Source organism: Oceanispirochaeta crateris, from assembly GCF_008329965.1.
In the GTDB taxonomy this organism is placed as follows: Bacteria; Spirochaetota; Spirochaetia; order DSM-2461; family DSM-2461; genus Oceanispirochaeta; species Oceanispirochaeta crateris.
The window spans coordinates 2,873,830-2,889,248 of the sequence record NZ_CP036150.1 but is presented as its reverse complement, the minus strand read 5'-3'; the positions used below and the strand labels follow the sequence as shown (position 1 = coordinate 2,889,248).

The 15,419-nt window shown below is 44.3% G+C and carries 16 protein-coding genes; 10 read left to right on the top strand and 6 right to left on the bottom strand.

The window, feature by feature from the left end; genetic code table 11:
• Nucleotides 1-10 precede the first annotated feature (10 nt).
• Entirely contained in the window at nucleotides 11-1,228 is a 1,218-nt protein-coding gene (locus EXM22_RS13105; RefSeq protein WP_168203500.1) for an OmpA family protein, read from the top strand.
• 48 nt (nucleotides 1,229-1,276) lie between these two features.
• Nucleotides 1,277-2,413 carry a coiled-coil domain-containing protein gene (locus tag EXM22_RS13100; protein ID WP_149486959.1) on the top strand — a complete coding sequence of 379 codons (1,137 nt, stop codon included), beginning with the start codon at nucleotides 1,277-1,279 and terminating at the stop codon, nucleotides 2,411-2,413.
• Here the strand turns inward: EXM22_RS13100 and EXM22_RS13095 are convergent.
• From EXM22_RS13095 to bcp, 4 genes are all read right to left on the bottom strand, one after another.
• Entirely contained in the window at nucleotides 2,410-2,976 is a 567-nt protein-coding gene (locus EXM22_RS13095) for a hypothetical protein (RefSeq protein ID WP_168203499.1), read from the bottom strand. The two genes, EXM22_RS13100 and EXM22_RS13095, sit on opposite strands and share 4 nt — an antisense overlap.
• 317 nt (nucleotides 2,977-3,293) lie before the next feature.
• Nucleotides 3,294-4,469 carry a condensation domain-containing protein gene (locus EXM22_RS13090; RefSeq protein ID WP_149486957.1) on the bottom strand — a complete coding sequence of 392 codons (1,176 nt, stop codon included), beginning with the start codon at nucleotides 4,467-4,469 and terminating at the stop codon, nucleotides 3,294-3,296.
• Nucleotides 4,469-5,344 (bottom strand): DMT family transporter, encoded by an 876-nt coding sequence (locus EXM22_RS13085; RefSeq protein WP_149486956.1) that lies wholly within the window; start codon nucleotides 5,342-5,344, stop codon nucleotides 4,469-4,471. The genes EXM22_RS13090 and EXM22_RS13085 overlap by 1 nt, the downstream gene beginning before the upstream one ends.
• A 219-nt stretch (nucleotides 5,345-5,563) precedes the next feature.
• On the bottom strand, nucleotides 5,564-6,025 hold the full coding sequence (bcp, locus tag EXM22_RS13080; protein WP_149486955.1) for a thioredoxin-dependent thiol peroxidase: 462 nt from the start codon (nucleotides 6,023-6,025) through the stop codon (nucleotides 5,564-5,566).
• Nucleotides 6,026-6,192: 167 nt separating this feature from the next.
• On the opposite strand from bcp, the gene EXM22_RS13075 reads away from it, so the two are divergent.
• The 7 genes from EXM22_RS13075 (at nucleotide 6,193) to zupT (ending at nucleotide 12,913) form a co-directional block, all read left to right on the top strand.
• Nucleotides 6,193-7,203 carry a beta-ketoacyl-ACP synthase III gene (locus tag EXM22_RS13075; protein WP_149486954.1) on the top strand — a complete coding sequence of 337 codons (1,011 nt, stop codon included), beginning with the start codon at nucleotides 6,193-6,195 and terminating at the stop codon, nucleotides 7,201-7,203.
• Complete coding sequence (locus EXM22_RS13070; protein WP_149486953.1) at nucleotides 7,197-8,168, top strand: ACP S-malonyltransferase; 972 nt, start codon at nucleotides 7,197-7,199, stop codon at nucleotides 8,166-8,168. Before EXM22_RS13075 ends, EXM22_RS13070 begins: the two co-directional genes overlap by 7 nt.
• Before the next feature lie 3 nt (nucleotides 8,169-8,171).
• Complete coding sequence (fabG, locus tag EXM22_RS13065) at nucleotides 8,172-8,903, top strand: 3-oxoacyl-[acyl-carrier-protein] reductase (protein WP_149486952.1); 732 nt, start codon at nucleotides 8,172-8,174, stop codon at nucleotides 8,901-8,903.
• Between the two features lie 58 nt (nucleotides 8,904-8,961).
• Nucleotides 8,962-10,206 (top strand): beta-ketoacyl-ACP synthase II, encoded by a 1,245-nt coding sequence (fabF, locus tag EXM22_RS13060; RefSeq protein WP_149486951.1) that lies wholly within the window; start codon nucleotides 8,962-8,964, stop codon nucleotides 10,204-10,206.
• A gap of 3 nt (nucleotides 10,207-10,209) precedes the next feature.
• The gene (gene fabZ, locus EXM22_RS13055; RefSeq protein WP_149486950.1) at nucleotides 10,210-10,632 is read left to right on the top strand and encodes a 3-hydroxyacyl-ACP dehydratase FabZ; all 423 of its coding nucleotides are present in this window, start codon (nucleotides 10,210-10,212) and stop codon (nucleotides 10,630-10,632) included.
• A gap of 61 nt (nucleotides 10,633-10,693) precedes the next feature.
• Nucleotides 10,694-11,875, top strand: a complete 1,182-nt coding sequence (fabV, locus tag EXM22_RS13050) for an enoyl-ACP reductase FabV (protein ID WP_149486949.1) — start codon at nucleotides 10,694-10,696, stop codon at nucleotides 11,873-11,875.
• 228 nt (nucleotides 11,876-12,103) lie between these two features.
• Entirely contained in the window at nucleotides 12,104-12,913 is an 810-nt protein-coding gene (gene zupT, locus EXM22_RS13045; RefSeq protein ID WP_149486948.1) for a zinc transporter ZupT, read from the top strand.
• Between the two features lie 41 nt (nucleotides 12,914-12,954).
• Here the strand turns inward: zupT and EXM22_RS13040 are convergent, their stop codons facing one another.
• Nucleotides 12,955-13,866 (bottom strand): DMT family transporter, encoded by a 912-nt coding sequence (locus EXM22_RS13040; RefSeq protein WP_149486947.1) that lies wholly within the window; start codon nucleotides 13,864-13,866, stop codon nucleotides 12,955-12,957.
• Nucleotides 13,867-14,067: 201 nt separating this feature from the next.
• Between EXM22_RS13040 and EXM22_RS13035 the strand changes: the two genes are divergently transcribed.
• Nucleotides 14,068-14,670 carry a TetR/AcrR family transcriptional regulator gene (locus tag EXM22_RS13035; protein ID WP_149486946.1) on the top strand — a complete coding sequence of 201 codons (603 nt, stop codon included), beginning with the start codon at nucleotides 14,068-14,070 and terminating at the stop codon, nucleotides 14,668-14,670.
• Here the strand turns inward: EXM22_RS13035 and EXM22_RS13030 are convergent.
• Nucleotides 14,667-15,404, bottom strand: coding sequence for a YjjG family noncanonical pyrimidine nucleotidase (locus EXM22_RS13030; protein ID WP_149486945.1), 738 nt, complete (start codon nucleotides 15,402-15,404; stop codon nucleotides 14,667-14,669). The two genes, EXM22_RS13035 and EXM22_RS13030, sit on opposite strands and share 4 nt — an antisense overlap.
• Nucleotides 15,405-15,419 lie beyond the last annotated feature (15 nt).

Sequence of the window (15,419 nt, the reverse complement as noted above, 5' to 3'; positions counted from 1 at the left end):
AGGAGTTTTCATGCGAGGAATAGTAATCTTTAGTTTTATTTTCTCCTTCTCCATCCTGGCCCTTTCGGCAGAGGATTTTCGGTTTACCCAAAATGAGGGTATGGAGTATCGTATTGTTTCTGAAGTTCAGGAATCAGTTTGGTTCGACACAGAGTTGCTAGGACAAAGTTCTATCCTCAATAGGATAGGTGTGAAAGTTGTCGAGTCAGATGGGGACGGTGCTCTTTTAGATGTCTCCTATGGGATCTCTGAGAAATCTTTAGATTCAGGATTGTACATATATAACAGCGATGAGATGCGTCAGTTTTACAGGAGTCATAGAGGGGTATACGGTCCAATCCCTCTGGATGAATATCTACCTTCTGTTCGCAATATTCCTACCTTTCCGGAAAGAGAGATAGAACCGGGTGAGTCCTGGTCCGAAATGGCAGAGGAAATCCATGACCTGAAACACTTCTTTTCTCTGGATTACAGGCTGCATATTCCTTTTCGCGTTTTCTATACCTATGCCGGTAAAGATGAGTATGAAGGCAGATCGGTGGACGTCATCCATATCAATTATCATTTTCTCCAGGGCTTGGATCTTTATTCACTTCCTGTTTCGGTCATTCCGGAGGATGGAGTTGATTTACCCGAATATGTGAGTGGTGACTTTAAGCAGGTTTACCTTTGGGATCCGGAGGCTGGAATTCCGGCTGCTGTGGAAGAGGAGTTTCAGATCGTTTACAAGATGCTGTCCGGCGTTAGATATACGTTTAAGGGAAGTGCCTCGGGAAAAGTTGTAGAAGCAGACCAATGGAAAAAAGAGGATGTGCGGAATCAAATTGAGGAGGCTGTTGTTGAAATGGAAGATGTTTCTGTTTCCATAAGCGATGATGGGGTTGTCCTTTCCTTGGAGGACATTCATTTCAAGCCGGATTCTGCAGAATTCCTCCCGGGTGAAGTAGAGAAACTGATGCAGTTAAAGGATATTCTCCTCCAATTTCCAGATCATGATTTACTGATCACAGGCCATACAGCCCGTGTGGGACTTTCGCCAGATATGGGACAGGGCCTGTCTGAAGACCGGGCTGGAGCTGTGGCGTCCTTCCTTCTGAGTCAAGAGGTTAGAAGAGACTCGCAGATGGTCGTTCAGGGTATGGGTTCCCGGGAGCCTCTGGGTGATAACTCAACAGAAGAGGGACGAAGAAAAAATAGACGAGTAGAGATAACAATTCTTGATAATTGACAGGGAAATCCTTATTTTTAAAGAGAAGCCTGAGAAAGAGGAGGCATTATGTCCGATATAGAGAACAAAATTGAAGAACTCCGTCAGCAAGTCGACGAAAACCTGGCCAACAGGGACTCGGTTTGTAAAAATCTGGGACTTTTTCTAATGAATGGAGAGGGAGATGAGAATGAAGAGGGGCTGATGCTTGAGTACCGGAATGCGGCTCTTGAAATCAATAGCCGAATCTCTCTCATGGATCATCAAATTAATGAAATCACAGAGATTGAACAGACCTTGAATAGTTTCAAAGAGAAGGATCAGTCTCTCAAAAATAGGAAAAAAGAGGCTCAGGAAAATTTGAGTCTCCTTCAGGAAACTCTGGGAGAAGAGTTGTTTCATCTAGTCAATACTTACGATCTGGATGTTCCCTGGAAAAAGGCTTTTGAACCCCTCATCAAAAATATTACAAAGATCCGGGATAATGAAACAGAATTGTACCAGGCAGAATCTCAGATCGTGGATAAAAGTCTTTTTAAGGGACTGATTCTTAAAAGTAAATTGTCTGTTCTGAAAGGGAAAAAAAAGACAATGGAGAACTCCCAGAGCAAACTGTATCAGAAGTGTTTTAATGATGCATTGCTCATGGGAGCAGGGAAAGGGGAGGACGGCGATAAGGATGTCGAACTACTGACACCCTGGTTCCGTGCTGATAAGGAGTGGCAGTCTGTCTTAGAAGAAGAGCAGAATTTGGAAGAAGAAAAGCTCCGGAATAAGGATCGTTTAAAGGAACTCTGCGGAGGTAGAGGTCCCGGTAAAAGAATAGAGTTTTTGAAAAAGGAGCAGCTTCTGGAAGAGGAACGCCTCGGGGACGCTCTGAAGAAATGGGGAGAATCGGTTACGGGAGATACCCCAGAAGCTCTCAAGTCTCTGCCTGAGGTTCAAAAAGCGATTGGCGAGATCGATGCTTTGACAGAAGATGCCATAGAGCTGAATCTGAACATAGAAAAATGGGAAGCCAGAAAAGATATAGAAAAGTTGAATAAGGATCAGGAGTATATGAACTCCAGGATCGAGTCTCTGGAAGAGGAAATCCAGGCCCGTCGTCAGGAGATCAAGGTTCTTAAAAAAGAGATCACCAACGCCGCAAAAGAAATCGAGAAGAAGAGGCTGTTCACGGGAGAAGCAAATTCCGAGGACAACTAAATGTGGAAATATTTTTTCAACTTAGATCCTTTATCTTTTCTGTAATGAAGATATAACAGTATCAACGCAACCGGCTGAGTCGCTGCAAGTACAATGAAAGACCAGCCGGGGGCCATTTTCCCTTTTAGTCTAAAACTCAACTGCAGATCAGAGAGAAAGCAGAATAACCCGATGGCTATGATTATAAAGGCTGCTACATTCGCCCCTTTTCTCTTTGATTTAGATGAGATAATGACGGTTAAGTGACTGCAAATAGCCGCAAAAAAGACGATTGGGAATCCCGTAGACCAGGCCAAATCCGATAAGTTTGTAAAGGCACTCAACAAAAAAATTGTACCCCAGATAATCAAAAAAATTATCCAAATGAGCCTTCCTGGATATTTCGTAACATACAGAGATGTCAGGACTATGAGCAGGATGGCTGCCAGTATGATTGAGGGGTAATAGGACCAGGTCAACGTTCCATTTAAGTTTAAATCAACAGACAATGTTATCAGGATGGGGATAAGAAGGCCAAAACCCGTCAGAACAGAGGCCAGGTGTATCCTCTCTTTTTTATTCATCCTCGGGGGGCGTGGGGAGGCCAGTTCATCCTGGGGAAAAGGTCTGCCAGGAGTAGGATCTGAGACAAATTTTTGAATCGGGGATTGGCAGAGCGGGCATTTTTCTGCATTTTCATATACTTCAACTCCGCATCTGGAACAATAGGGCATCGTCTTCCTCCTTGAAAATCAGGTTTAATAAAACCTATTGCTTTCAATTTTAATTCTGATATCTTTTTTCCTTAATCCTGTAAAAAAGAGCCTTTCGATCTCTGTCTCTCTGATCAGACTTCCGAAGGATATCCGTAATTCTTCACTATAGCTTAAGGCTGTGCATTTTACTTTGTTTCCCGTACTGGGGGCGGATAAAAATCAAAATTCTTTATATGTTCTTTCATAGAATCAGGGAGTTTTATGATTCCCAGGTTACTGAAACCGCTGGTGTAGTTATTTTCACCCAGAATCCTGTAAATGGTAGGCATGAACATATTTTTGATATGAAGAGGAAATAGTCTATTGATAATGTTCAGTTCCCCTTTCATATTTCTGGTGATCTGTTGATTCAGAAATTTTCTATCAACTTCATAACTCATATAGTGATGAACCTTCGCGCAGATCTCCTCAAATTCGTAATGACCCAGGCGGGGATCAATCCAGGGCTCTACTGATAGAAAAAAATTCCGCATGGAAACTGTGGGGTACAGGGCTCTCAAGTTGACCGGGACATTCAGGCGTACAGGCAGTTTTTTCTTCTTCTTGTCCTGAGACATGAGTTCCTGAAAGCTGTCAATGAGTTGGGCGATAAGAAATTCGCTCAGGCTGACCCCATATTGTTTTGCCTGACTCTTCACATCTGCCACGGAGCAAATTCCTGTGGTGATGAAATATTTTCCAGCCGGCAGGAGCATGTTGCTTAAATGATAGGCTCTGGCACTGCGGGATGTCTCAGGAAGGGACTTGTTAAAATGCTTTCGAAAGGCGTCATCAAACTCTATGGGATCGGCTTTTTGATTGAGCTTGAGGATTCCCAGGCTTTCATCAGGATCTACGGGAATCCCTTTCTGCCGCAAGTATTCTGCAGCTAATGTTTTGAGAAAGGTGAGTGCCCCCGTTCCATCTGTGAGTATATGAGAACATTCAAGTGCGATTCTGTTTTTATATATTCTGATTCTGAAGAGGAACATCCCTCTTTTTTTGAGAGGAAACCCTGTACAGGGATAGATTGAATCTCCCTCTACTGGAGGGAGTCTCGGATTGGTTTCTAGAAAATACCAGAATAAGCCTGGACGTAGACTCACTTGGTAATAGGGGAAACGGGGCATTGTCTTTTCGACGGCACGGCAAAGGAGGGGATATGAGACGGGTTCGTACAAATCGAGGCTGATTCTGAAGAGACTGCTTATCCTCTTGCTCAGTAGAGCCGGGTAGATTTTGCCCGCATTATCCAGCTTGTACCAGCTTTTATCGAGGTGTTTTCTTTGTCCTGTTATAATGGCTCTCAGACGTTTTTTCATCACTTTTCTTGGGTCTTTATTCCTGGTTTTGCAGACAGGATGACAATCAGTGGACCTGTCAGAATCAAAAGGGCTGCTGGATAAAAATATGCAGGAGGAATTTCATTGAAGATCAGGTACGACAAGAGGGAAGAAAAAAGAATCTGAGTCAGATTCAAGAGAGATACCAACTGACCCCTGAGTTTTCTCATCCCAAAGTTATTAATAGAATGCCCTCCGACAGTACATATAAGAGCCAGGCCGACAATGGATTGCCAGTCCCCCGGACTCCGGGGGATGAGGCTCGCTCCTGAGGCTAATCCTATGAGCAGGCAGACAAGGCCTCCTGTTGCGTATAGAGGGACCATGTAGAACCACAATCTTGTGTTATTTCTATGGCGCCTGGCTAAAGCCAGATAGACTGTGATGAATATCATGCTGAGAAAACACAACAGATCACCCTTTAAATATTCCATTGCATACCGGCTGTCTTTAAAGGTAAGAAACGAGGCACCTGTAATCGCTGCCAGACTCCCCAGTATTTCCCATTTTGTAATTTTTTCCTTGATCATGAAAAACATGAAAAAAGGCATGAAAACAAGGCTCATGGTTGTAATCAGTGAGGCATGAGCTCCGGGAATCAATCGAGCTCCGGTGATCCATAATACAAAGTGGAAGGCCAGGAATACACCAGGCAGAAGAGAAGGGACAATTTGTTTGAGCCTGAAGGACTCTTTGTTTGCCCTCAAGTCGTTTAAAAACCAGGGGAATAGAAGGATTGAAGACAATAGGAGTCTGTATGAGGCTAGGATCACAGGATTTAAGGAACCGAGTTTGACAAATATTACCGCAGACCCAGCTGCGACCATTCCCAGCATCATGATGAATATTATCAAAAGAATCCCCCTGTCTATTCCTAAAGGATACCTCAAGCCAATGGATTGAGCAAGATTATATCCTGAGAGAAGGGAGGTGGAAAACCGAATATTTTGTGTAACACTTTTTCTTTTTGGTTGTATTAGAAATATAACCGTTTTTTCATTTCTTTATTCAACCCCTAAGGTTTTCCTCCTTTCCCTTGGGGGTTTTTTTATTCCAACCCATATTTCAAAAGATTAAAACTTTGCTATTTCTTCCAACACTGCCAGGGCATGATCCTTTGTTTTTACTTTAGAAAATGTATGAAGTACTCTGCCTTCTTCGTCTAAGATGAATGTGGAACGAATGATTCCCTCATAGACTTTTCCATAGCTCTTCTTCTCGCCCCAGGCTCCGAATTGTTTGATCACAATGGCTTCGGGATCACTGAGTAGAAAAAATGGAAGGTCATACTTTGACTTGAAAGAAACATGACTTTTTACAGAGTCTTTGCTGATTCCTAAAATCACAGCATTGCTGTCTAAAAACCGGCTGTATTCATCTCTGAAACTGCAGGCTTCTGTCGTGCACCCTGGGGTGTTGTCTTTTGGATAGAAGTAAATGACTACTTTTTTTCCCTTGAAATCGGAGAGGCTGACTTCCTCTCCCAAGTCATTCATGAGCGTGAAGTTTTCGGCCTGATCACCTATTTGGAGCATATTTATACCTCATTGAAATGTTTCATTCAAATATAATCCATTTGGGGGATGAATGGGAAATATAAAAGACAGTTTTCTCCTCTGAGCAGCCAGGGACATAGGGACATGTCCGGAGAAGCCCGTGCCTGTTATTGACATTTTAGGTTAAAATGTAAATAATAATTTTTATGACAACGACTGTCCGTAATGGAATTATCACCGGCTTGGGAAAAGCTCTGCCCCGCCGTAAGGTCAGCAATGACGACTTGTCCAACTGGGTGGATACATCAGATGAGTGGATTAGGTCTCATACGGGGATTGAATCCCGGTATCTTGCGTCTGAAGGCGAGAGCTGTTCGACCCTGGGAATTGAAGCGGCCCGACAGGCGTTGGAACGTTCTGGAGTTCATAAAAATGATATTGGCATGGTGATCGTCGCAACTTCAACACCAGATTACAAGGCTTTCCCTTCCACGGCCTGCCTGATTCAGGAAGCTCTGGATATTCCCGGAGCCGGGGCTTTTGACCTGGCTGCCGCATGCAGCGGTTTTTCCTATGCCATAGAGACGGCCCGCAGTTTTATCCATGCCGGGACCTGCGACCATATCATAGTTGTCGGAGCAGAAGTCCTCTCATCTATTGTAAACTGGAAAGATAGAAACACTTGCGTTCTCTTTGGAGATGGTGCAGGAGCTGTCGTCATTTCCGTCTCGGATGAAGAGGGGCGGGGTATCCAATTTTCCAGGCTCCTCTCAGAAGGAAGCGGCTGGGATGCCCTCATTGTTAAAACAGGTGGTTCCAAGAATCCTCTCACTCCCGAAATTATGGCAGACTTGAAGAATCCTCAAGACCTCTATATTGCCATGGATGGCAGACGGGTTTATGAGTTTGCAGTCCGTGTCATCTGCCAGACAATTACCGACCTTCTTGAACGAGCCGGTATTGATAAGGAGGAACTGGATTGGATTGTTCCTCATCAAGCCAATTTAAGAATTATTCAGGCTGCTTCAAAACGCCTTAAAATCCCTATGGAAAAATTCTTTATTAACCTTCAGAATTATGGAAATACATCGGCAGCTACTGTTCCACTGGCTCTCTCAGATATGGCGGATCAGGGATTGTTAAAGACAAATCATAAGATAGTCAGTGTCGGTTTTGGAGCCGGCCTGTCTTATGGAGGAAACTATTTAGTATGGTAGACAACAAGGTAGCCTTTTTGTTTTCTGGACAGGGGGCTCAGTTTCCCGGTATGGGAAAAGATCTCTGGGAGTCCTATGGCTGTGTGAAAGAGCTGTTTGTTCTGGCTTCTGATATCTGCAGTATGGACATGAAATCACTCTTATTTGAGGGATCGATTGAAGATCTTAAGGAGACTCAGAATACACAGATTGCTGTGACACTTGTAAACCTGTCAGTTCTCAGAGCTCTGAAAGAAGAGGGTATCAGATCATCCTGCTCTGCCGGTTTCAGTTTGGGAGAATTTTCCGCGATGACTGACGCAGGTATATTGGCCGAGTCTGATGTCTTTTCCCTCGTTTCCAAAAGAGGCGAAATTATGTCTTCCTCTGCCAATAAGGTGGTAAAACGATTTGGTGAAGTAGGCATGGGCGCCGTTGTGGGCCTGGATTTTGAAACGGTCCAGAAGGTTCTGAAGGATAGCCAGGTTTCAGATGTGTATGCGGCAAACAATAACAGTCCCGTTCAGGTTGTCATCTCCGGTACGGCTGCGGGCATCGCAGGAGTTCAGGATGTCTTGAAGGCCGCTGGAGCCAGAAGGATCATACCCCTAAAAGTTTCAGGACCCTTTCATACTCCCTTGCTGAACAGCGGTAAAGAAGAACTGGCCGACTTTCTGGGAACCCTGACATTTGCTAATCCGGTAAAAGATTTCTATTCCAATGTGACAGGAACTCTTGTTTCTACGGGAGAAGAAGCACGGGAGTTGAGTATTCAGCAGATGGTCAGCCCTGTACAGTGGCTGGTCATAGAAAAAAATATTGGTTCGTCAGGAATCATGCGCCTAGCAGAAGCCGGTCCAGGAACTGTCCTTACAGGTCTCTGGAAAAAATCCGGCATGGGGCAGGATATCTTTTCCTGCGGTACTCTTGAGGGCTTGAATCGTCTTCTTGGAAGCATAAATCATTCGGAAAATGAAGAGGGATAAATAATGAAAGGTAAAACAGTACTGGTCACCGGCGGCTCCCGGGGAATTGGAAAAGAGATCGTGAAATTATTTCTTGAAAATGAGGCAAAGGTTCATTTCATAAGCACAAGTCCCAGTCCGTATATGGATGAGCTCCAGAGTCTGGCAGAACAAAAAGGCACATCTTTGACCTGGTATCAGGGAGATGTGTCCAATGAAGAGCAGATGACCGCCATTGTAGAACCTCTAGCGAAAGAGGGCTTGGACGTTGTTGTTAATAATGCGGGGATTACTAAAGATGGATTGATATTCCGGATGACCATGGAGCAGTGGGATCAAGTTATGAAAGTCAATCTTACAAGTGCCTTTCTTGTATCAAGAATTGCCGCCTCTCAGATGATTCGTAAAAGAAAGGGCTGCATCATCAATATGAGTAGTGTTGTGGGTGTCATGGGGAATGCTGGACAATGTAATTATGCAGCTTCTAAAGCCGGAATGATCGGTTTGACCAAGAGTCTGGCTAAAGAAGTGGCTTCCCGGGGAGTCCGGGTCAATGCTATTGCCCCCGGCTTTATCGATACCGACATGACTAAAAATTTGAGTGATAAGATCATGGATGAAATGAAAAAGCAGATACCTCTGGGGCGCACTGGTTCAGGTCGCGAGATAGCCGAAGCCGTTCTGTTTCTATCTTCTGATAAAGCGTCCTACATTACGGGTCAGGTCCTGAATGTAGACGGTGGAATGGTCATGTAACCTTTTGGCCCAGATCGGTCCATAAATTAAAAGAAACTCTTAAGGAGAGTGTATTTATATGAAAAGACGTGTTGTAGTCACAGGGATGGGAACAGTTAATCCCGCAGGGAATGATATTGCCGCCTTCTGGAATTCTCTGAAAGAAGGGAAGACCGGAATTGGAGCCAATACAAAATTTGATAGTGAACTGTTCGCTTCCAGGGTCACAGGAGAGGTCAAGGATTTTGATTCAACTCTCTATGTCGATCGTAAAGAACTCAGAAAAATGGCGGACTTCACAGTTTATGCTGTCGCCTCTGCTGTTCAGGCTGCGCGGGATGCGCGTTTTGAAGAGGGCAGTTTTGATCCACAACGGGTGGGGGTTTGTCTGGGAAATGGTATCGGAGGCTTTGAAGTCATCGAAGAAAATATGATGCAGCTCTTTAAGCGAGGTCCATCGGGGATTGCCCCCATGACCATTCCCAAGATGATTAGCAATGAAGGTCCGGCCAATGTCGCTATTAAGCTGGGACTCCACGGTCCCTGCTCCACCGTTTCCACGGCCTGTGCCAGTGCCACTGATGCCATTGGGCAGTCCCTGGATCTGATCAGGAGTGGACGAGTAGATTGTATGTTCACCGGAGGCATGGAAGCCGCGATTACTCCCTTCAGCATCGGAGGATTTTCAAGAATCCAGGCTCTCTCTACCAAATATAATGATACTCCCGAAGTAGCTTGTCGTCCCTTTGACAAAGACCGTGACGGATTTATCATGGGTGAAGGCGCAGGAGTTCTTTTGTTGGAAGAGTTGGAACATGCCATAAAGAGGAAAGCTCCCATCTATGCCGAACTGGTAGGCTACGGTGCCACATGTGATGCCGGTCATTTGACCTCTCCCGATCCGGAAGGATTGGGCGCCGCGGCTTCTATGAGCCTTGCTCTGGAAGATGCCGGAATGACCCCCGGAGATATTGATTATATCAATGCCCATGGAACATCCACCCCGACAAATGATCCCATTGAAACCAAGGCCATTAAATTAGCCTTTGGTGAATATGCTTACAAATTGAAAGTAACATCCACCAAGGCCATCACGGCTCATATGGTGGGAGGAGCTGGTGGTGTCGAAGCTATTGTTGCTGTTCTGGCCATACAAAACCAGTTTGTACCCGGTACCCTGACTCTCAAAAACCCCGAGGAAGGCTGTGACTTGGATTATGTCCCGGGAGTGGGAGTGGACGCAGAAGTGAAGGCCGTACTCAGTGATTCTTTGGGATTCGGCGGACACAATGCGTCGATCATATTCAAAAAGTACGAGGATTAAGTTATGAACGAAATGGAACAATTACTCCCTCACCGCGCGCCTTTTCTCTTTGTAGACCGCTTGGAAAATGTTTCAGAAGAAGGGGTTGTAGGCTATAGAAAATACACCCTGGATGACTTCTTCTTTAAGGGGCATTTTCCAGAATATCCGGTAGTACCGGGCGTCCTTCTGGTGGAGGCCATGGCTCAGTGTGGTGGAGCGGGTCTTAAGAAATTACGGAATGAAGAGGGCCTCTTTTTTCTGGCCTCCATTGAAAAAGCCAAGTTCCGCCGTCAGGTTGTTCCCGGTGATGAGGTCCGTATGGAGATTGTGAATGAGAGAATCAGCGGTATGATGATCAAACAGAGAGGCAAAGCCTTCGTCGGAGACGAAATGGCTGCAGAAGCCTCCTGGATGTGCATCATGAAAACCCCTGAAGCAAATTAAAGAGGGCCATGTAATGGCCGTTCCTGTGTTCTGAAACGAGGGACTAATCGAGGAAAACAGAATGATAATAGAACCTAAAATAATAAAAAGTGTCTGTCTTACGGCTCATCCAGAGGGCTGTGAAAAAGAAGTAGAACACCAGATTCAATATGTAAAAAATATGGGCGCTTTAAAAATGCCTAAGAGAATCCTCGTTGTGGGTTGCTCTACTGGTTTTGGCTTGGCATCCCGTATCACAGCTGCCTTTGGTGGTGGTGCTGAGACATTGGGTGTTTCCTTTGAAAAAGGTCCATCGGTTAAGCGGACAGCCAGCCCCGGTTGGTATAATAATAGAGCCTTTGATCAATTTTCAGCCAAAGACGGGCTTAAATCTTATACGATTGACGGGGATGCCTTTTCTGACTCCGTCAAGACTCAGGCCATTGACTGGATCAGGGAGAATTGGGGTCAGGTCGATCTCCTTGTTTACTCCCTGGCATCACCGGTGAGAGTCGATCCGGAAACAGGGGAAACATACCGATCTGTTTTGAAACCCATTGGAAAATCCTATACAGCTCAGTCTGTAGATTTTATGAATCAGACCGTCAGTGAGGTTACCATTGGTCCTGCTGATGAGGAAGAAATAGCCCCGACGGTTAAAGTAATGGGCGGTGAGGACTGGAAACGCTGGATCAGTCAGTTTCAGTCAGCTGGTATTCTGGCTGAAGGATTTAGAACTGTCTCCTATTCCTACATAGGTCCGAAAGTAACCTACCCTGTCTATAGGGAAGGAACGATCGGGAAGGCCAAGGAGAATCTTGAAAATAGCGCTTCAGAACTCAACAATATGCTGAAAGATTTACATGGACAGGCTTTTGTCTCTGTCAACAAGGCTCTTGTCACACGAGCCAGTTCTGTCATACCAGTTGTTCCCCTCTATATGGCCTTGCTCTTTAAAATTATGAAAGAGAAAGGAATCCATGAAGGATGCATTGAGCAGATTTATCGTCTTTTTCAGGATCGTTTGATTCCGGGGAAAGATGTCCCAGTGGATGAGAAGGGACGTATTCGGATTGACGATTTGGAAATGCGTGAAGATGTGCAGAAGGCGGTCTCAGATTTATGGGACCAAGTCACGACTGAAAATGTATCCGATTTATCGGATATCGATGGTTTCCGTGAAGACTATCTCAAGCTTCACGGATTCAGTGTAGACGGCATTGACTATGATAAGGAGGTAGATCTTACAGCATATTTAAATTAGGTATCTTTTTTACGGCAGTTGTTATTGACATAATGCCGCCATTGGGTACGTTGTACTTGGGCGGTATACCCTAAAAGAAACTGCACTTAAGGCTGCTCCTGTCATGGGACGGCCTTTTTTTATTTTTACCTTCCACGATCTCATTGGAATTAAATTTTTAATCATGTTGACAATTTTAGTCCCATCGATAAAGATATTTTCAAACATAGAAATATAAATGGAGATCATATGGAAACCGAAAATCTCATTTTTGCTTTAGGCCTTACCGTCTTTGCCGGTCTAGCTACGGGTATCGGCAGTCTTATGTCTTTTTTTTCTAAGGAATTTAATCCTAAATTTTTAGCTGGATCACTGGGGTTTTCTGCCGGGGTTATGATCTATGTTTCTCTGATTGAGATTTTTGTCAAAGCAAGAGCTGCACTAGAAGCCTTTTATGGCATCAGACAAGGTTATATTATAACGACTCTGTCTTTCTTTGCAGGTGTTGCTGTGATTGCTGTCATCGATAAGCTCATTCCGTCATATGAAAATCCTCATGAAATCAGTCATTTGAGTCTGGATATTCCAGAGAAAGCCTCCAATGATAAGAAGTTGATGCGGATGGGTCTTTTTTCTGCATTGGCCATTGGAATACATAACTTTCCTGAGGGTCTCGCCACTTTCATGGCGGGTCTTTCCGATCCTACTTTGGGAGTGAGTATTGCTGTTGCCATTGCCATTCACAATATTCCTGAGGGTATTGCCGTTTCTGCTCCCATCTATTATGCGACAAAGAGTAAAAGTAAGGCCTTCTGGTTATCCTTTGTTTCAGGGTTGGCAGAACCTGTAGGAGCATTGATAGGTTTCTTCCTTTTAAGAAATGTGTTTAATGATGCGACCTTCGGAATCATATTTGCTAGTGTCGCCGGTATTATGGTGTATATTTCTCTCGATGAACTGTTGCCCACAGCAGAAGAGTATGGTGAACATCATATTGCCATTGGAGGGCTGATTGCCGGCATGGCTGTGATGGCAATCAGCCTGCTTTTGTTTGTATAGGAGTCCCGGGGGGCATAATACTTAAAAGAAAAGTCATTTCTTTAAGATCCGACCTGGTTGTCACCCTTTATTTTCTGAAACAGGCGTCCATCAATGGCGACCAGACCCAGGCCGATCATAATCATGCCGTAAAGGTATTGGATCTTGAAATTCTCAGATAAAAATATAACGCCCATTATCACGGCAATGATAGGAATTAGAAATGTGACTAACATAACATTGGTAGCACCGGAATTCCTGAGTATTTGAAAATACACAATGTATGCCACAGCCGTAGAAAACAGAGCAATCCCCGCAATTGCACCCCAAACTTCAATGTTGGGGAGGGGGAGCTGCCATGGTTTGTCACTGATCAGCATGAGGGGCAGCAGAATTAAGGACGAACAGATCAACTGACCGGCTGCCGTAGCAACGGGATCCATATTTAAAGATTTAAACTTTTTTCCCCAGACACTGGCAATCGAATAGGATACGGTTGCTGTGAGAACAAAAATACTACCCAGGAGTTCCTTTGATCCCCATTGCATGGACTCAAAGCCAATGAGTATGAAGACTCCCAGTATTCCTAAAAAAATACCTACAATTTTCCCGCTGGAAATCTTTTCATCTTTTGTTAGGAGATGGGCTGTGATCACTGTTAAGAATGGTGTGATGGCAATCAGGATGGAGGCAAAACCACTGCTGACATACTGTTGGCCGCTCACAATCATGGTGAAGGGGATGGCATTGTTGAAGAATCCCATGATAAAGAGGGTGAGCCATGTTCTTCCATTTCCGGGAAGCTTTCTACCTGTTAGGAAAATGAACAGAACAAGAAGGGCTGCACCATTGAATACTCTGAGGAAGACGATCGTAAATATAGGCAGTCCGGTGAGGGCTATGGCGACAAAGAAATAGGACCCTCCCCAAAGGATGGAGAGGAGCAAGAGGAGCAGCCAGTTTTTTTTGTCCATGAGTCATTCTCCCTTTTAAACTTAGCCTATTATAGATCAGCCTGATTCTAAAGAATATCAATTTTGGAAATGTTCTTGATTTTATTCCTGAGAGGCTCTTAGTGAAAAAGTAAAAATATTTTGATTAACTTTCCTTATTCCGGACAAAAACTTGAAGAGCGTCATAGTCAAATTAACTTTGACAGTCTATAATTTAACTATATGCCTAAGATTATTGATCATGATAAAAGAAAACAGGAAATTCTTAAACGGGCTTTCGTCATATTTGCTCAGAAAGGTTACCAGGATACAAACCTTTCTTACATTGCGGATCGCTGCGGGATTTCCAGGCCGACGCTCTACCTCTACTTTAAGGATAAGGAAGAAATCTTTTATTATGCCGTGAAGCAGATGACCGAAGGAATGTTCCGGGACTACAAGGATCTTTTTACGGATGATGGTCAGAGTGAGATGATCAAACTAAAATTCATTTGCAGAGACATCATTGAAAAGTGTTATAGAAAGAGAGACTTTTTTTCTTGTCTGGCGGATTTTCTATTTCAGATGAAGAGACAGGGAAAAGACTATTCCAGAGATATCGAGAAAAGAACGGTAGGTTTGATCTATCTTTTTTCAAAGTTGATACGACAGGGCATTCAGAAGGGGGAATTCCGAAAAGTTCCCGCCAAAGAGACGGCATACCAGTTGTTCAGTCTTATTGAAGCCTTCGCTTTTCAGATTGCCATGATAGAAAAATTCGAACCAGAAGGAGCGGTTGAGGTAACCATCTCTTATCTGGATAGTCTTTCGGTTGCCTGCGTTTAAGATTCCAGAACCTCTAAAAGCTCCATCAAATTAGAAATCTCATAATCCGGTTTAAAAGGAGACGCGTTCTCCCATCTATCAGGATTAAACCAGCAAGTGCTGATTCCCGCGGCTATACCGCCGGCTATATCCGAGGTCAGGCTGTCCCCCACCATGAGAATCTCAGAACCAAGAGGCATTCCGATGGCTTCTGCCCCCCGTTTGAACATCTCAGTCTCTGGTTTTGCCGATCCTACTTCTTCAGAAATCAGAATTTTATGAAATATCTTATCGAATTCAAGTGCCTTGAATCTGGCTTGCTGAACAAGGCTGAGTCCGTTTGTTACCATAACCAGGGGGTAACGGTTGCCTAAGGTGTGCAGGAGCTCTGGTGCATCCTTCAGGTAGAAATGACCTTCACCCAGAGCTGCCAAATAGAAGTCAGAGAGTTCCTGTGCATCCCGATTCGAATTCATGATCTTGGCAAAGCGGTAAAACCGTTGGGTTTTCAACTCTTCCGCAGTGATCTGGCCTTCTTCCAATTCCATCCACATCTTTGTATTTACTTCATGATATGTCCGTGTGAAGTCACTTAAGGAATGACCGGTAGACATCCATTTATTGAGTTTGATCAAAGCTTCCTTTTCGGCCTTATTGAAATCGAGAAGAGTGCCGTCGGCATCAAAGAAAATGGCCCTTGTACTCATGAGTTCCCCTTGCGTAAAAAAGGCCCTGGTGTCAAATACCAGGGCCATATCATCTTAACAGAT